The sequence below is a fragment of the Peribacillus sp. FSL K6-5616 genome (genome assembly GCF_038008245.1).
GTDB lineage: Bacteria > Bacillota > Bacilli > Bacillales > DSM-1321 > Peribacillus > Peribacillus frigoritolerans.
In genome coordinates this window covers 3,192,855-3,210,587 of the sequence record NZ_JBBOYT010000001.1, presented here as the reverse complement: position 1 = coordinate 3,210,587, position 17,733 = coordinate 3,192,855, and the positions used below count along the sequence as shown (strand labels likewise).

Here is a 17,733-nt window from a genome sequence, read left to right as displayed (position 1 = left end):
CAATGACTAGAAAACTGAAAATTCTCCTTTACGGGGATGTAGATATAAATATCATGGATGGTTCAGCTGTATGGCTGACTTCGATGGCAAATGTATTAAATAAAGACGAAAATATTTCAGTGGATGTTCTGTTAAAAGCACGGATTAAAAACAGAAATTTATTATCTGAAATGGACAACCTTCAACAAGTTAATATAATTGATACGTTTACTGACTATAATAGAAAGTTTGCGAATGGAAATAGAATTAATACGCAAGAAGCGGTTCAATTGATGGAGGAATTGGATCAAAGGAATGATTATCATTGTGTGATTGTCCGGGGTTTTCAGATTGTCATGAATTTATTAGAAAGCCCCCTTTCTCGAAAAACCATTCCATATATTACGGATATCAATCATGATAAAGATTCGGTTCAAGAGGACGAAAAAGCAACTTTAAAGAAAATCTACGACCTCTTTCCAAACATGTTTGTTCAAACACCAGAAACTAAGGAATTATTAAAAGAAGTTATTGGAGTAGATGGGAAAAAACTTGCTTTATTAACTCCCATGATTCCAGATTTTGACCAAACCCCCGATTTTACAAACAAAAACAATAGCATGGTTTACACTGGTAAATTTGCTAAGGGGTGGTATACAGAAGAAATTATATCTGCCTTTAAAGTACTTAATGGGAAAGATCGGAGTCTCATTTTAAATGTAGCAGGAGATAAATTTCAGGGGGAATTAATCCCTGAAAAAGAGAAAATAACTAATCTTCTGAAAACGCAGGAAGGAATCAATTGGGTAGGAGCCATTCCGCGTTCTAAGTCATTGAAGTTTATAGATCAGTCAGATATCGGTATTGGCTGGCGAAGTGAATCGATTGATAATGACTCGAGTTTGGAGTTGTCCACCAAGTTATTGGAGTATGGACGTTTTGGAAAACCGGTTTTATTGCGGCGTACCAAAATGTATGAAAAGTTACTTGGAGCAGATTATTTCTTGTTTGTTGATAGTGAAGAAGATTTTGTCGAAAAGACCATGGAAATCATGTACAATCGTTCGCTTTACAGAAAAACGGCGAAGAAAGTTTATGAAGCCAGCAAATACTATACATTTTCATCCGCTTATCAGCGACTGAGACCTGTACTATGGAATTTTTATAATGAAAAAATAAAGCTCGTCTTTGCAGGGCATGATTTAAAGTTTATCAACATGGCCATTGAATACTTTAAACCACATCCAGGTTTTGAAGTGAAAATTGATAAATGGCAAGGACATAATAATCATGACGAAATAAAGAGCAAGGAATGTTTAAACTGGGCAGATGTTATTTTTTGCGAATGGGGATTAGGTAATGCAGTTTGGTATTCGCAAAATAAGAAACAAGGTCAAAGACTCATTGTCAGAATGCATGGACAAGAGAGATTAACTGATTACCCTAACCAATTTAAGATGGAAAATATAAATAAAGTTATTGCCGTATCACCTTTTATATTTGAGAAATTCCATCATCTCTTTCAAATTCCTAGAGAAAAAATGACTATGATTTATAACCTTGTGGATACTAACAAGTTTAATAAGCCTAAAGTGAATTCCCAAATCCAGTATAATCTTGGTATTTGCGGAGTGTTACCAAGCCTGAAACGTTTGGACAGAGCGATCAATATTTTTGAAAGACTCTGGGAAACCGATAATAGATATAAATTATTTGTCAAAAGCAAAATGCCGAAAGATCTACCCTGGTTAATGAACAGAGAATCAGAAAAACAATATTATGAGGATTTATTTGAAAGAATAAATAAGGCACCATGGAAAAAGAATCTCGTCTTCGATCAGCACGGATCTAATATGGAAGAGTGGTTTAGAAAAATTGGGTATATCTTATCCACCAGTGATTTTGAGAGTTTTCATTTAGCTCCTATGGAAGGGATGTCTTCTGGGAGTGTACCCTTGGTGCTGCACTGGACAGGTGCGGAAACGATTTATCCGAGAGAATTTTTGTTTGAAAATGAAGAGCAGGTTGTGAAAGCGATTCTTCAGAGAAAAGGCAAAATGGGTTTAAGTGAAAGTATGAAAAAGTATCCTTATGAAAATTTTGATAAAAAGATCATTATAAAAAAACTAGAAAACTGCATCTTGGCTTAATCCATAAAAGTGGAAATCCGGAAGGATTGCCATTTAATAAAGAAAATAGTGAATTTACAACGGACTGGAGGAAAATTAAGGCCTTGAGTATATATATCCCAGCCTCGTTAACATCAGAACAATTAGAAGCCATTATTTCAGCTTTGCCGGGTAGCCGAAACAAAGATGCCATACTCTCTGCGGATCGAATGGTTCTAGACAATTCTTATATGATTCCACCATTTGGGGTGACAAAGTACGAGAACTCTGATTCTATTTCATGGGAGGATGACCAATCCCGAAGCTTTAAACGATTAATTCATGGCCATACATTTTTAGGTTGTTTAACTGAAGCATACCGTCAAACCCATAATGTGAAATATTTACAAAAGGGAATGAACTTAATTCACGATTGGATTTCCAAATATCCCTATTCAAAAAGTAAGAACACGATGGCCTACCATGATGAAACAACTGCGCTTAGGTTGCAATATTGGTTGAAATTTTACACTTACGCCAGAAAAGAATTAGGTGAGCAAGACCGCCTTGTAATCGAAAAACAAATGCGGTTCACTGCTACCTTATTAGCCGAGGATGATTTTCATTCTACTAATACAAATCATGGAATGTTTCAAGATATTGCTTTACTTCTATTTTCATTTTATTTCGAGAAAGAAATTGATGTATGCCGTCAATTTAAGGAGGTAGCGATAACCCGCTTGAAAAAATACTTTTTGCATATTTTCACATTAGAGGGCGTGCACAAAGAACATTCACCCTCCTATCATTTTCTTGTAGCTAATAATGTTAGGAGAATTGCAGGGTGGCTGAAAGAAATCTCTCCGGATTTAGGTAAAAGTTTTATGGACATTTATCAAGGGAGCGAGAGTTATGCAACACATATCATTCGTCCGGATGGTTACTTGCCTGCGATAGGAGATACAGAGGCCAAACTAGTAAAAACGGCTGGATATGCTAAACTCTATGAAAGTCCAGAGTATTTGTATGCTGTGACAAAAGGGGAACAAGGGAAGCCTTCAAAGAAAAATGACTGTGTATTCAAAGAGTCAGGATATGCAATTTTCCGCGACGACTGGACCAAAAAAGAGGAAGCTACGTATGTGCTATTTTCAGCTGCATATCATACTGCATATCATAAGCATAGTGATGATTTGAGCCTTCATATATATTCAAATGGTGATATCATTACAGAAGCGGGACCAAACGGATACAATTATAAAGATCCATATACACAATATGCTTACTCTTCTTTTGCACACAATACTCTTATCGTAGATGGACAGGGGCTTCCGAGAGTAGATCAACAATATGATAAGGTATATATAGCTGATTATAACCTCTCGCCAGATGAGCCTGAAGCTATGGGAATCAATGAACGGTTTGAAGGTGTAAAGCATAGTCGTAATGTGAAATATTTGAAAACAGAAAAACGTATTATTGTGACTGATCAAATTCAATCCGAACAAAAACATGAATACAAAATTTTATGGCATGTTGCACCTGATATACAAGTATATGTGCGTGATTCCATAGTTTCACTATTTAGAAACGAGGAAAAGGTGGCTGAAATGGAATTTGAAACCACTTCACCGATACGTGTACAGTCTATTCATGGGCAAACAAAGCCGACATTGCAAGGCTGGTTTTTCCCAAAAATGGAATCAAAGCAAGAAGCAACGGTAATAGAAGTGGAATTAAGCGGCGCTAATGTCACATGTACAACCGAATTCCGTTTATCCTCCTTTAAGATTAATAAAGAAGGAAAAGACTTGTTTAAGAGGGACAACCATTTTAATAGTACGGATAAGGTGAGATATCACTTGGTATCAGCTGAGGATGAAAAGTTAAAAGATCAATTAATTATCATCTTTTCTGCTCTTCCTCCCAAATATGGGTATGTCTATAATTATATGAAAACTTTGGATGGTATAAAAGCCAACAAACTTTTTATACTTGATGACTTTGGTGATCAAGGGGCATATTATCTGGGGAAAGACCGCAATCATTCTATTGAATCAACGGTTGCCTCTTTAATCCAGTATATAATGTCCAAGTATCAAATACCTCACAAAAATGTGACAACTGTGGGATCTTCAAAGGGTGGATATGCGGCTTTATACTATGGGATAAAATACTTTTTGGGTAACATTGTTGCTGGGGCGCCTCAAAGTAAGTTAGGTGATTTTTTAATAAAACAAGCAAAACATCATAATATAGCTGAATACATAGCTGGTGGGACTGAGGAAGGCGATTGTTACTATTTGAACAATGTGTTGTACCGTTTATTAGAGCAGCCTGTAGATGTGTCGCCAAAAATTCATTTATATGTTGGTACTGGAGATCATCATTACAAAAATCATGTTATGCCTTTACAAGAAATGCTTAGCTATAAAGGATATGATGTGAAATTGGATATAGAAGAAAATATAACACACGAAGATTTAAAGACATATTTTCCCCACTATCTTAAGAAAACATTAAGTAGTATTCTTAATATCCGATTTGTTGAAGAAATGACCCCAGAAATTAAAAGCACTACTATTCAACAAAGAGATCAAGAGCTAATAGTAAATTGTGAAGCAAAAGGCTTAGGATTAGAATACGCTTATTATTTTTATAAAGATGGAGATATAATAGAAAAATTCTTTTACAGAAAACCATCTCAGCTCACCTATCGAGTCACAGAACCAGGATCTTATAAATGCCGTGTCTTTGTAAGAGATTCAAGGATGCAAAAAACTTCTCAGTATACAGACAATATCTATATTTGAAAAATTGCTAGATTATAAACTCATTTTCGTATTTTTAGGAGGAAATATTTATGAAACTTTGTACAGTAGGATTAGGATATATCGGATTACCAACTTCAATTATGTTCGCAAAACATGGTGTTGATGTAGTAGGTGTCGACATCAGTCCAAGAGTGATCGATTCATTAAATTCAGGAAAAATTCATATCGAAGAACCAGGATTGCAAGAAGCTTTAAATGAAGTGGTTGAGAAAGGGTTGTTCCGTGCAGCTTTACAGCCTGAAAAATCAGATGTTTTTATTGTAGCAGTTCCAACACCAAACCACGATGATGAATATAAATCATGCGACCTTTCTTATGTGTTAAGTGCCGTTAAAAATGTAATACCGTATTTAGAAAAAGGTAATGTATTAATTGTAGAGTCAACGATTGCACCTAGAAGTATGGATGATGAAGTAAAACCATTAGTAGAACAATCTGGTTTTAAAGTAGGAGAAGACATCTATTTAGTACATTGTCCTGAGCGTGTTCTACCGGGTCAAATTCTACATGAACTAATTCATAATAACCGAATTGTCGGCGGAATAACACCTAACTGCACGGAAGCTGGTGCCAAGGTATACAGCACATTTGTACAAGGTGAAATTATTAAAACTAATGCCAAAACAGCAGAAATGTCCAAATTAATGGAGAACACTTTTAGAGATGTAAATATCGCTTTAGCAAATGAACTAGCAAAAGTTTGTAATAATTTAGAGATTAATGCCTTAGATGTAATCCAAATGGCTAATAAACATCCAAGAGTAAATCTTCACACTCCAGGACCAGGTGTAGGAGGACACTGTTTAGCAGTTGATCCTTATTTCATCGTTGCAAAAGAACCGGAAACAGCTCAGCTCATTAATTTAGCTAGGAACATTAACACATCCATGCCTGAATATGTAGTTGAGAATGTGAATACATTAATGGAAAATGTCCAAGGAAAGGTCGTAACTGTGTTTGGTTTAACTTACAAAGGAAATGTCGATGATGTACGTGAAAGTCCGGCAATGGAAATTTTAGAAATACTGAAAAACCAAGACAAATATGAAGTCAGAGCATTTGATCCGCATGTGGAAAAAGAGTGGGTTATTTCTAACCTTGAAGAAGCGGTAAATGATTCTGATTTAGTTTTAATTTTATCAGACCACAGTGAATTCAAAAACCTGGATTGGAATCAATTTACGGGCATGGCTACTAAGCGGATTTTTGATACAAAGAATGTGGTTGAAAATCGCTCATTAGATTTTGATTATATTCACTACGGTAACTTATACGAGTTCACTAAGAAAGCTACCGTAATGGCATGAGTTTCGTTTGGAGAGTTTTGAAAGAGCAATACTCGAACTTTCATCTTATTGTTCGTTTATCTTCATATGATGTAAAAAGTACTTACCAAATGCATTATTTAGGTGTTCTATGGCAATTTTTAGTTCCTGCAATACAAATTTTTCTTTACTGGTTTGTTTTTGGCTTAGGTATCCGTGGCGGTCAACCAGTAGAGGGAGTGCCATTCTTTATTTGGTTAATTGTTGGGCTTATACCTTGGTTTTTTATCAGCCCTTCAATTATCCAAGGATCAAATAGTATTTATTCAAGAGTTAATTTAGTATCGAAAATGAAGTTTCCTGTAAGCTTGCTGCCATCAATTACAATCATGAGTAATGCTTTCCAATTTCTTATGATGATGGCTGTATTAGTTCTTATTCTTTTCATTTATCATATAAATCTAGGTATTTATTTTATTCAATTACCTTATTATATGCTCTGTTTATTAACTTTTTTATTTGCTATTACTCTGTTATGTTCGACGATTTCAACAATTGTACGTGATTTTCAGTTGGTCTTGCAGGCTCTCATGAGAATGTTGTTGTATTTATCTCCTGTTTTATGGGATACGAGTCAGCTTAACAATGTTCTTCAGTTCATTTTAAAATTAAATCCTCTTTATTATATAATTGAAGGATTTCGTAATACGTTCTTGGGATATGGATGGTTCTATGAAGACTGGGCATATACGTTGTATTTTTGGGCGTTTACGCTTTTTATCCTATCGATAGGGTCTGCTGCACATATAAAGTTTAGGAATAAATTTGTTGACTACTTGTAGTCTAGGAGTTTAAGTTATGACGCTAAAAGTTCAATTTAAGAATGTTACGAAAAAGTATTCATTATATAAGAAAAAATCGGATAAGCTCAGGGAAATTTTTTTTTCCAATAAGAAAAATGAAGATTTTTATGCGTTAAACAATATTTCTTTTGAAGTATTTAAAGGAGAAACCATTGGGATAGTCGGGGTGAATGGATCCGGTAAATCTACTCTTTCTAACCTCTTAGCTCAAGTAGTTCCACCAACGTCAGGTACCATAAAAATCGACGGGGAAACTTCTCTCATTGCCATTTCTGTTGGCCTAAATAATCATTTAACAGGAATGGAAAATATCAAACTGAAATGTTTAATGCAAGGTTTTACTAAAAATGAAATTAAGGAGATTACTCCAAAAATCATAGAATTTGCAGATATTGGAAAGTTTATTCATCAACCTGTTAAAAACTATTCTAGCGGTATGAAATCAAGATTGGGATTTGCTATCTCTGCGCATACAAATCCTGATATTTTAGTTGTAGATGAAGCTTTGTCTGTAGGCGATCAAACCTTTTATCAAAAGTGCTTACAGAAGTTCGATGAATTTAAGGCTTCTGGAAAAACCATCTTCTTTATTAGTCACTCTTTATCCCAAATAAGCTCTATTTCCGATAAAGTTTTATGGCTGCACTTTGGTCAACTTAAAGAATTTGGAGAGACGAAGACGGTCCTGGAAAATTACCAAGCCTTTATTAAATGGTTTAATGCTTTGAGTGAAGAAGAAAAAAAGCAATATAAAGTGGAGATGCATCAAGCACAATCATTCGAAAACCAAGGCACCTCAAATTTGTCTGAAGCACAGCAAATTAAAAGGACCGACAAAGCAAGAAAGAAGAAACAATATCCGTTCTTGTTTTTATTTCAAATTGGCTTTTTATTAATGGGTATGTTCCTCAGCGCGTTGTTTATGTTTAACGAAACGTCCAGTGCTTCCATTCTTGGCAAAATACCGGACCTTTTTGCAGAAAAGCAAGCAATAAAGAAAGAACAGGTAAACATTAAGAAAGTTGACAGTAAGGGTATAGTTAAGGAGCGGACAGCCGTTATTTACAGTGATCAAGCTTTAACAAATAAAGCATTAGAGGTTCCGTTTACAACAACTCTTTTTGTAGAAGAAAAAGCCAATGATGTTTATAAAATAAAGGTGAATGATTCGATAGGATATACGAGCGTTAAAAACGTTGAATTAGTTGACAACAGCAAAGATATAACCGTTGAGTTAACAACAGAGGATTTAAAAACGCTCTTTCCTTTAGCTGTAGCAAATTCTTATGAATATTTTCTTGCACAATTAGACCTTGATTATGGAGAAATTGGTGATAAATTAAGGGGCCTTACTAATAGAGGGTTTGATGAATTCGGGAATAAAATTCTATTTTATGATACAGATCACATCTCTATTCTTTTTAATGAGGATAATGTATCAGAGGCCATAACCATTCACGATATAGTACTAGACGAGCAATTGCTAGAAGATATCCAAAGTAGGGCGGAAGTCAAATCAGATGATAAAAGTCTTTACTATATCTCAATCCAAAATTATTACGTAACAATAAACATTAAGGATAGAACACTATCTTTTGCAAAACATGACTAAGCATTGATTATTGCAGAAATCTTTTATTCCTCCAAAGGAATAAGGGATAAGACCGTAGAAAACCCAGGCTCCAATCCTTAGATTGGGGCCTGGGTTTTTCTTAAATAGATGATGATCACTTATTATTACGCTGGACATCGTTTCTTACATTCCAGTTTGCCGGTTTCTTGAGGTTCATGGCAGCAATTTAAGTAAGCATCGCCTGCATGGACCATTTATAGTTGTTTCCATTTTATTTTTTTCTAAAGTAATTTTGGTATTTCTCCATATCGGTACTAACAATTTTCGCTGGTACACCTGCAACGACACAGTTATCAGGAATCTCTTTAGTCACTACTGAGTTTGCACCGATCACTACATTGTTACCTATTTGCCCTCCTATACATTTTGATCCAGGGGCTATATATACATTATCTCCTATAATAGGGAGGGGCCCTTTGGAGCCAATTGTTACATTCTGAGAAATAACACAGTTTTTCCCTATCTTTGCTTTCTTGTGAATAATCATCCCTACAGCCCCATAACCAAATCTTGTCCCCTCTGCAATCTCTGCAGTGTAGGGGATAAATGAATTAAACTTGAATTGGATAAAGCTTTGGATGAATTCGGCTTCATCCTTCAAACCGTTTTGATAACAGAACCTCGATATTCTATACAATTCAATTGCGGACTGATCATACATCGTTTTGATAACTAAATTATTAGGAGCTAAACTAAAATTGAAAAATTCATAGTTATTTATCCCGTGACTCATTAAACTTTTTTCAAGTTGAGCTGAATAGGGATTGCTAATTATAACATTTACATCTCCTAGATCTTTTATAGAAACTAGATTACTAACTTTTAATCCAAAAAATTCATCACCAAATTTATTTACATCGTCGTCCACAAAACAAAGAACCTTGTATCGTTTCTCTAAAATGGATTTAATAAATATACTGTTTTTAGAAACTCCATATATTACTACCTGTAAAGGTTCCTCTTGGATACTTGTTTGATCAAACCCTATAAAATCAATGGTTTTACTTGTCTTTGCTATTTTATTCCCGCTTTTGTCTCTAATATAAGTTCTTACTCTATAGCTGCCTTCTTCAGATAAGTTATATAGAAAAGATGAGTTACCATCATAGGGAAACTTCTCTATGACCTCATCATTTTTGTATACATAGTAGGCAAATTCCAAGTCTTCTCCTTGCGCATTACAAGTTAATTTGATTTGGTAATAGTTTTCCAGTCTTACATTAACACTTTTAAAGATAATAGACACTTTTAAATTCCCTTCCTTGCAAGATATTTTTACCCATTAAGGGTGAATTAGTAAATATTTCTTCTCTAAGAAGAGCTATTGTGATTTTATTTTATTTGCTTCTAATTTTATGTCACTTAGTTGATTGATATTTCCTTTTAAAAATAGACCATTTTGGTCAGCTGCTATATTTTCTGTGGCAATTATTGAACCCAGGTAACTGACGCGGAGCAAAATAAAACTTTCCAACTGATTTCCGTTCTTACTCTTATATACATTATTTAGAAGTTTTAAATTATCTCCATAAGAAGCAAATACAAACCTTGAGCTAATTCCCTGAAGTGTATTCTGTTTAATTGTAATATAATTTCCTCTTGCCACAAAAGCTTGATCAAAATTCTCTATATAGTTTTTTTCGAAGGTGATGTACTCAGCAGTCGAATGTGTACCGAATCCACTATTGCCCAATGCAAGTGTACCTTTACCCGACCCATATGCTCTAGAATTTTTTACTATGCCATAGCGCGAAGGAATATCACCTGAAAAATCCACTCCCCGTCGGACTTTTTTAAACGTACTTTTCGTAATTAGGGTTCCCGTACCTCCGTAATCCTGTATACCATAACCAGTTGATATCTCCTTTGTAGTTCCTAATTCTACTCGGACATTGCTTATGCTAGTCCCATAGGTTTTGTTAAGAAAGATACCGGTTTCTTTTGAATTCAATATTGAAACATTATCAATTTTAGTATCACTGGCATAGTTAACCTTTACCATGACTGTATTAGAAGGATTGGGATGTTTGAAGGTGATATTATGTAGCCTCAAATAATGGCTTTTGAAGGTAGCAGCTTTAACTGTCTCACCCTCATGAATATTATAATTGTCATGAGCAGGACGATCTAAGTAAACTTTATTTCCTTCAATTTTAGTAATCTTGTGGAGTTCTCCTTTATGTAATACACTTCGGTTATCCCAATACCAAAGCTTTTTTGATTTCAAATGAAATAAATCTCCTGGTTCCATATCATTTGTACTTTTCACTACTACATAAGATTGTTTCTTAGAAACATTCTCCGTGACATAGGTAGAATTAATTCGTTTATTATTAAAAATAAGGGCACTTTGATTATTCTTTTGCAAAATAATTGCCGATTTTTTAGCCCCTTTCTCTGTAGAGATTGTAATAGAATGATTGCTTATTAAAGGTTTATCAATGATATAGGTCGCACCATCTTTCAATTTTATAGAGGAGCTATTATCAATAGCTTTTTGTAATGATTGAGTATCTGGTATATTATCAAATCCATTCGCACCAAATTCTTCAGGCGTTTTAACAACTTCCTTATTATTTCTATTACCAATTTCAGGTGTTTTTACATTTTGTTTTGTATAAAGACTCCAAACAGCTACAGCCATTAGTAATAAAATAGCAATATAAGGCCATATTTTTTTTCGGTATTTCAGCATAACGTTTCTCCTTTGTTTAATTCCAGTTATAGCTTAGAGGAGTATAAATGAAATTCATATTAAGCTATTATACTATTTTCACTTGTTTTACTTCTGTATTAATATAGCAGAGTGTGGACAAAACGTATAGACAACAAATAGTCTGGGCGTAAAAGACTTAGTACCATGGGATTAATTGCTCTTATACCCTAAGATGACATGTAATATGCTGAAAATGAAAAAGGATATATGTTTTTATTCAATGCATAAAAATACTTAGGTTATATTTTTGTTAATATGAACCCCTTTCTTATCATTTTTTAACTTTTTTTGTTATAATTTTAGCAGTGGAAAATTAGGGGATAAATCAAAATACATAAGAGTTACTATGGAGAAAAGAGGGTAAAAAAAAGGCCGCAGAGTGAGTAATTATAACAGTGATTGTACATAGGTGGTTTTTAAGTAGGAATCTTTAGCCGCTGTTTGTTTGAATTTCAGGAGGGAAAAATCTATGAAAAGAAGTCTAATTATGTTATTGGTAATGTTATCACTAGTGGTAGCTGGTTGTGGGAAGGATACATCCAAAGAAACAACAAACGAAGATTCAAAAACAGTATCAAGTAGTGAGTCTAAGGAAAAACCACCAAGGATTAAAGGAGTCACTTTAGAGCAAATTAATGCTAAAACACTTGAAGTTAAAAGTGAAGCAATAGGAGAAAATCTGCAATATTCTTTTTATATTTTTAAGGATGGTGAAATACTAGAGAAAATCCCCTATAAATCAACTAATCACTTATCATATACCGTAAAAGAACCAGGTGAATATATGGTGAGAGTATATGTGAAAAATAGTGAGAAAAAAATTGTTACAGCAAATACGGATAAAATCGACTTTGATTTAAAATAAGGTGGAAGTGGGTCATTTAAAGGAGAAGAGTTACATTAGGCAGACTCTTTTATTCATAGTGTTGCCTGCAGGTCCCGAACAGTAGTGAAGACATTAGTAACCGGATCTTAAGACCAAGGGGAAGGTTGGGTGACCTTCATATCTTAAGGAAGTCGGCGGCAAAAATTCGCTCCTGGTAACACGAATCTCTTAAATACCGATTTACTTGAAGACCTTAAAAAAAGTTGCCTAAATAAGTGTAGCCCATCCATTTGTAGAGAGTAAGAATGAGAGAGAAAACATTGACAAAATCCAAGGTTTAATATTAAGAAAATGGCAGGCATCACACAAAGATAATTGTTTTTGTGGGGTGCCTGCCATTTTTATCCTAATTTAGCTTAATCACTTCAAATTTTAGTTGGGTAAGCACCACTAAAACAGGCTAGACAGCGGCTGCTAGTTTCTCCAATATCCACATCTACTACCTCTAATAACCCTTTGGTACTAAAAAAGCTAATGAATTTGCCCCAATAACCTGTCCCATAGCTTGTTCGTGTTTGTTGGTAAATAGTTATGCCCATAACAATTATCGACTAACACTACCCTTTTTTCTTTCAAATTCTTGCACAGTCCTTAATATCAGTCGAACAGCTAAGTCGCTCAATTTTTACGTAAACTTCATAAATGAACGCCCAGCATTAGGATTTTCATAATTCACATTTTATATGGAGTTCCTGATAGTTGAGAAAAACCAATCGGCAGGGACTTGATTTGGAAACTGCAACCTCAACATCATCTTAAATCAGGTGATTAAATACTCCAAATACTCCGCATTTCCCCTCATTTCTGAATCCATTTATTTCTTCCTCTCGTTGATATCATTTTTGGCAAAAGGTGAATTTCTATCCTTTTTATTTACTAATCGGTAAATGGATATGGATATGGATTAAGAACAGTTCTATGCAACAGGTAGGAATGATTGCTTTGCATTATAGAATGAATACCTAGGAATAAAGATTTTTTGGTATCATGGAATATTTTAAATAATGTACTTTGTATGATTTGACTATATAGTTAGAAACAGATGTTAATTTTAAAAATTCAGCTCATTATAAAAATAGTTAATAATACCTAAAAGTTTTTGGTTATGTGCCGATACTAAATTATAGAGATCAAGCAAAGGGACTTCGTAAAAGGCGATGTCAGATAGCTGCCATCAAAATATAAGGAGACTATTTGATGACAAAAAACAAATTCATTACGTTCGAGGAAGTTTATGAAAAGAAACAGAGAAGTAAGAAAATTTTTATTGGCACTTATATTACCATTACATTAGTTTTGATTTCATTAATGACATATTTTATGGGACAATCATAATATGGGTATCGAAAGGACTGAAGAATCGGTCCTTTTTTGTTTTTTATCTATACATATTGACAAGTAGTATTCCTTCCCTTGAATATTAAAGGAATGTTAAACTTTAGTTACTTTTCTTATAATATAGTAGAATCCGCTTGCCAATCCCTACTATATATGTGATTATCAAATAAATGAGCTATATTCCTTATTTTTGAAAAAAGGATTAGGACAACAGTATGAAATGGTGGCTCAATTAAATATTGGAGTGGAAATTTCGAATGGATTTTTTTGATATTTTAAAAGACACTTTTGCCAAGGGTGAGTCTGGACAAGATGTTACTGTAAATGAACTTGTGGAAGAGATTAAGGAGAAACTAAGCGGGATCATTGAACAACCTGATAGTATATGATCGTAGATATACATATTGAACATTTTGCTCGTGTCATGGGCAATGGTCACCTTCTTTTCTTTTATCGATGGAGGATGCGTCAATGAATCTAAGAAATCATTATTGATACATATACTTAAGGAGCATGTTTCACAACATGCTTCTTTTTTATGGTTTTCCATTAAATAGATTAATGATACATAAGAGGGTGATGAGGGGGAGGAAACAAAATTAGATTCCAATAGGAGTATTGACGGCTATTCTTATGGTTTTAGCTATAGGAGTGCCTCAAAAAGCGTGGTTGAAGATTTCTATCAGTATGAAAGTGAAGCGGAGTTCGGGAAGTACTGGGAATTGATAAGTTCTGAAATAAAGCAGCGGTTTCCGAATCGTGCAGATTATGTGCAATATCGGGAGCATGTATTTTTACAGCATATGGCTGTGCAGATGTTTCAGTATGATAATGTAGATCGTTATTTAAGAAAGTGAAAAACTAGTGTCTGGATTAGGTTGGGAGGCAGCATTAACCGGCCTATGAAATACCAGAGCTACACAGGTCTTCAAATCTCGCTATGGGGTGTTTACTTTGGAACAAAATTGCTATGTCGTCAAAGAAAAAGGCGAATGGTGTTTGTATGGGTTACCAGTTTAAATAGGTTCCTCTCCTTTTTCAGGCTCAAGTTCGTTTTATTGAAAAGGGAGAGGCAATGCTCTCATATAATGCCGAAAAGATCTACTTCTCATGAAACATATTTCATTCTTGAACGGTCACTGATGGCTTTCAGAATAAACATTTTGTCCTGTTTGCTTAGCATAGCCCAGCTGCCTGCTTTGATTTTCATTTAAATCCACTCCTTTTGTTTAGGATCATTTATTATAGTTGGTGAATGATGGTTGATGGAATTCCGGGTCCAAAGAATAATAGTGTCAAGTGATGAAAGGGGCAAGGGGAAGATATAATTGTCAGCTCATATTAGATTATACCGTCTTTTCATGCCTAATAAACAACAAAAATTCCAACAAATCTCTACAATTGGTGTTCGTTTTTTGTCAGATTATTGGACGGGCAAAATGAAAAAGCTGTCAGGATGCGGGTCCGTACAGCTCTTTTCATTTTTTCTTATTTGATGGATAATTGTTCTTTTAATTCGGATTGAACCTTTTCTTTTTCTTCATCCGACACGATATTATAGTAGACTCCGTCGATTTTCGTTCCATTTCCTGGAATGGTTGCTTGAGTTATGCTTTTGCTTGCGTCCCTGTAGTTCTTTTGGATGTCCATCATGTCATCAAACGTCAAATTCGTCTGGATATTTTTACTTAATGCATCGAATACATCATCGTATTTCGTCAGGGATGAAAGGCTAGCGCCTTCCTTAATGACAGCCTCAATGATGGAACGTTGTCTGGATTGACGGCCATAATCACCATTCGGATCATCATATCTCATTCGTGAATATTTAAGCGCATCTTCTCCATTAAGATTAATGCTTCCCTTTGCAAAATGGACGCCTTCATAAGTGAAGTCCAAATCGTTTTGAACGGTTACACCGCCGACTGCGTCAACGATATCCTTAAAGCCTTCCATATTGATCTTCATATAATAGTCGATTGGGATATCCAGGAAGTTTTCAACGGTATCCATGGACATTTTCGCGCCCCCGAAGGCAAATGCATGGTTGATTTTATCCTGTGTCCCATGACCGACGATCTCGGTCCGTGTATCACGCGGAATGCTTAGCATTTTGACCGATTTCTTTTGTGGATTGACTGTCAAGACGATCATAGTATCTGAACGGCCTTTGTCGCCATCACGTTCATCGACACCAAGCATGAGCATCGAGAATGGCTCCTGATCTGACAGTGCAAGGTCTTTCGTTCGTTTATCCGTGGTACGGTCTATTGGTGTATGCATCGTGTCAACGGTTTTTGTCAGTGAATTCCATACGGAGTAGGCAAAGGCTCCCCCAGCTAGTATAAAAAGTAGGACAATTATCCCGACTACCTTCAGCCATGTCCGTTTCTTTTTCTTCTTTTTTTCATGTCTCATAGTTTACTTCCTTCCTCTTTTTGTAACCACTTCATCTATTATATTTAATTTCATAGTAAAAGAATAGTATATTTTGCTATTTTATAATACCTTTGGCATATTTTGGTGCTAATAACTGAACAATCTTGAAGGGGTTGGGAAGTTAGATAAAGGGGTGGCTGATTGGAAAATCTACACTTCTTTGGTTATTAGTTGTGCAATTTGGCCTAGTGTTTATTTCTTTTTTAGATTCATATATTTAGAGGCTGCAAGTCTATTTCATAAGTATTGTCGTTGCCGTGCTGATAACTATTTGCCTTTCAAATTTGATATATGACAGCAAGCTCCGTCCAATCGACTCCTGGACCATAACGTACAAGTCTGAGAATGGTTCAGCCATTAAACGACTGATGTCTTCCGAGACAGAGCTAGCACTAATTAGTAAAAATAATAAAGTAGCTTCGGAAAAGAGTCCGAGGTTATTTTTTTGTTTGCAAGGAGAAAAACTATGACTCTAATGAATTTGATCAGGTGAAATGGATTATCCAAATATATCTAGGTGTATGAAGTTTTACTTCAAAATGGGTGATAAGCAAAGTCCCTCCAAGAAAGAAGGTGCATATATATGCAATACGGATATCCTTAAAGAATAAATAAATCTTGGAGGCTAAGCACAATGGAATATTTAACTGAAAGTTCATCATACGAAGAAAGTAATTCAACGGAAAGTTCATCATACGAAAGTGATTCAGCGGAAAGCTCATCGTACGAGAGCGATTCAACGGAAAGCTCATCGGACGAGGGCGATTCAACGGAAAGCTCATCGGACGAGGATGATTCAACGGAAAGCTTATCAGAAGATGAAAGTAGTTCAACGGAAAGCTAATCAGATTTAACAACTAGTTAATTTAGAATGATGATTTATTTAAAATGGGTGATAAGCAAAGTCCCTATTAGAAAGTAGGAACATATATATGCAGTACGGATATCCCTAAAGGATAAATAAATTTTGGAGGTTAAAGAATAAATGGAATATACAACTGAAAGCTCATCGTACGAAAGCGATTCAACGGAAAGTTCCTCGTACGAAAGCGATTCAACGGAAAGCTCATCGTACGAGAGTGATTCAACGGAAAGCTCATCGTACGAAAGCGATTCAACGGAAAGCTCATCGTACGAAAGTGATTCAACGGAAAGTTCATCAGATGAAAGCAGCTCAACGGAGAGTTCATCAGATGAAAGCAGCTCAACGGAAAGCTCATCAGATGAAGGCAATTCAAATGAAATCCTTTCCGAGGCTGCAGAAGAAGCAGAAGAAGAAGAAACTGAAAATTCAGCCGAGGGTGAGGAGAATGGCAGTCCTCGTCGTGTGAATATATTTAAGAAAATGTGGCTGGATAATATGATTAAAGCATCGAAGGGGATCTATAAAGACGAAGAGTGACCATACAGGTGCAGCAACCAAAGAGTTGTTGTGCCTTCTTTTGTAAAGGGACATGCCGCTAGACTCTTAATTGACGCTAGGATTGTAATCCATTTAGTAGATACGAGAAGCCTGTTTTTTTTTGCGGGGAAAATTGGCCAAGCAAGGGAATTCAAAGGGAATTTAGCCTAAGTGGTTTCTTAAGAAAGGACCTAGCCGGAGTGTTTGGCTGACTATTGTACATATTGCCTGGAACACAATTGGTTTACTGGTGGTTTTTTCAATATATTG

The 17,733-nt window shown here is 35.1% G+C and carries 14 protein-coding genes; 11 read left to right on the top strand and 3 right to left on the bottom strand.

Translation table 11 applies throughout. The features are described from left to right. Positions 1-2 precede the first annotated feature (2 nt). Genes MHB45_RS15410 through tagH form a run of 5 tightly spaced genes read left to right on the top strand, consistent with a single transcriptional unit; the run spans position 3 to position 8,661 of the window. A complete protein-coding gene (locus MHB45_RS15410; RefSeq protein WP_048681323.1) occupies positions 3-2,129 on the top strand; it encodes a glycosyltransferase in 2,127 nt (708 codons plus the stop codon). A 26-nt stretch (positions 2,130-2,155) separates the two neighbouring features. Next, positions 2,156-4,900: a heparinase II/III domain-containing protein gene (locus tag MHB45_RS15405; protein WP_340907970.1), complete on the top strand. Its 2,745-nt coding sequence runs from the start codon at positions 2,156-2,158 to the stop codon at positions 4,898-4,900. 50 nt (positions 4,901-4,950) lie between these two features. Next, complete coding sequence (locus MHB45_RS15400) at positions 4,951-6,228, top strand: nucleotide sugar dehydrogenase (RefSeq protein WP_072273267.1); 1,278 nt, start codon at positions 4,951-4,953, stop codon at positions 6,226-6,228. Then, positions 6,225-7,028 (top strand): ABC transporter permease, encoded by an 804-nt coding sequence (locus MHB45_RS15395; protein WP_340907968.1) that lies wholly within the window; start codon positions 6,225-6,227, stop codon positions 7,026-7,028. The genes MHB45_RS15400 and MHB45_RS15395 overlap by 4 nt, the downstream gene beginning before the upstream one ends. 16 nt (positions 7,029-7,044) lie before the next feature. Further along, positions 7,045-8,661 carry a teichoic acids export ABC transporter ATP-binding subunit TagH gene (gene tagH / locus MHB45_RS15390; protein WP_340907967.1) on the top strand — a complete coding sequence of 539 codons (1,617 nt, stop codon included), beginning with the start codon at positions 7,045-7,047 and terminating at the stop codon, positions 8,659-8,661. A 232-nt stretch (positions 8,662-8,893) separates the two neighbouring features. On the opposite strand, the gene MHB45_RS15385 is transcribed toward tagH, so the two are convergent. Together MHB45_RS15385 and MHB45_RS15380 are read right to left on the bottom strand one after the other, a co-directional pair. Further along, positions 8,894-9,928 (bottom strand): serine acetyltransferase, encoded by a 1,035-nt coding sequence (locus MHB45_RS15385; protein WP_340907965.1) that lies wholly within the window; start codon positions 9,926-9,928, stop codon positions 8,894-8,896. A 75-nt stretch (positions 9,929-10,003) separates the two neighbouring features. Continuing rightward, positions 10,004-11,377, bottom strand: coding sequence for a right-handed parallel beta-helix repeat-containing protein (locus MHB45_RS15380; RefSeq protein ID WP_340907964.1), 1,374 nt, complete (start codon positions 11,375-11,377; stop codon positions 10,004-10,006). A gap of 490 nt (positions 11,378-11,867) precedes the next feature. On the opposite strand from MHB45_RS15380, the gene MHB45_RS15375 reads away from it, so the two are divergent. From MHB45_RS15375 to MHB45_RS15360, 4 genes are all read left to right on the top strand, one after another. Next, positions 11,868-12,263 (top strand): triple tyrosine motif-containing protein, encoded by a 396-nt coding sequence (locus tag MHB45_RS15375; protein WP_063594221.1) that lies wholly within the window; start codon positions 11,868-11,870, stop codon positions 12,261-12,263. A 1,218-nt stretch (positions 12,264-13,481) separates the two neighbouring features. After that, positions 13,482-13,619, top strand: coding sequence for a hypothetical protein (locus MHB45_RS15370; RefSeq protein WP_153246104.1), 138 nt, complete (start codon positions 13,482-13,484; stop codon positions 13,617-13,619). A gap of 260 nt (positions 13,620-13,879) precedes the next feature. After that, a complete protein-coding gene (locus MHB45_RS15365; RefSeq protein WP_255294649.1) occupies positions 13,880-14,011 on the top strand; it encodes a hypothetical protein in 132 nt (43 codons plus the stop codon). 276 nt (positions 14,012-14,287) lie between these two features. After that, positions 14,288-14,479, top strand: a complete 192-nt coding sequence (locus tag MHB45_RS15360) for a hypothetical protein (RefSeq protein ID WP_340907963.1) — start codon at positions 14,288-14,290, stop codon at positions 14,477-14,479. A gap of 631 nt (positions 14,480-15,110) precedes the next feature. Here the strand turns inward: MHB45_RS15360 and tagU are convergent. After that, on the bottom strand, positions 15,111-16,040 hold the full coding sequence (gene tagU / locus MHB45_RS15355; protein ID WP_048681289.1) for a polyisoprenyl-teichoic acid--peptidoglycan teichoic acid transferase TagU: 930 nt from the start codon (positions 16,038-16,040) through the stop codon (positions 15,111-15,113). A gap of 655 nt (positions 16,041-16,695) precedes the next feature. Here tagU and MHB45_RS15345 point away from each other — a divergent pair. Together MHB45_RS15345 and MHB45_RS15340 are read left to right on the top strand one after the other, a co-directional pair. Beyond that, complete coding sequence (locus MHB45_RS15345) at positions 16,696-16,905, top strand: hypothetical protein (protein ID WP_340907962.1); 210 nt, start codon at positions 16,696-16,698, stop codon at positions 16,903-16,905. A gap of 141 nt (positions 16,906-17,046) precedes the next feature. Then, positions 17,047-17,463: a hypothetical protein gene (locus tag MHB45_RS15340; protein ID WP_340907960.1), complete on the top strand. Its 417-nt coding sequence runs from the start codon at positions 17,047-17,049 to the stop codon at positions 17,461-17,463. The last annotated feature ends 270 nt before the right edge of the window (positions 17,464-17,733 follow it).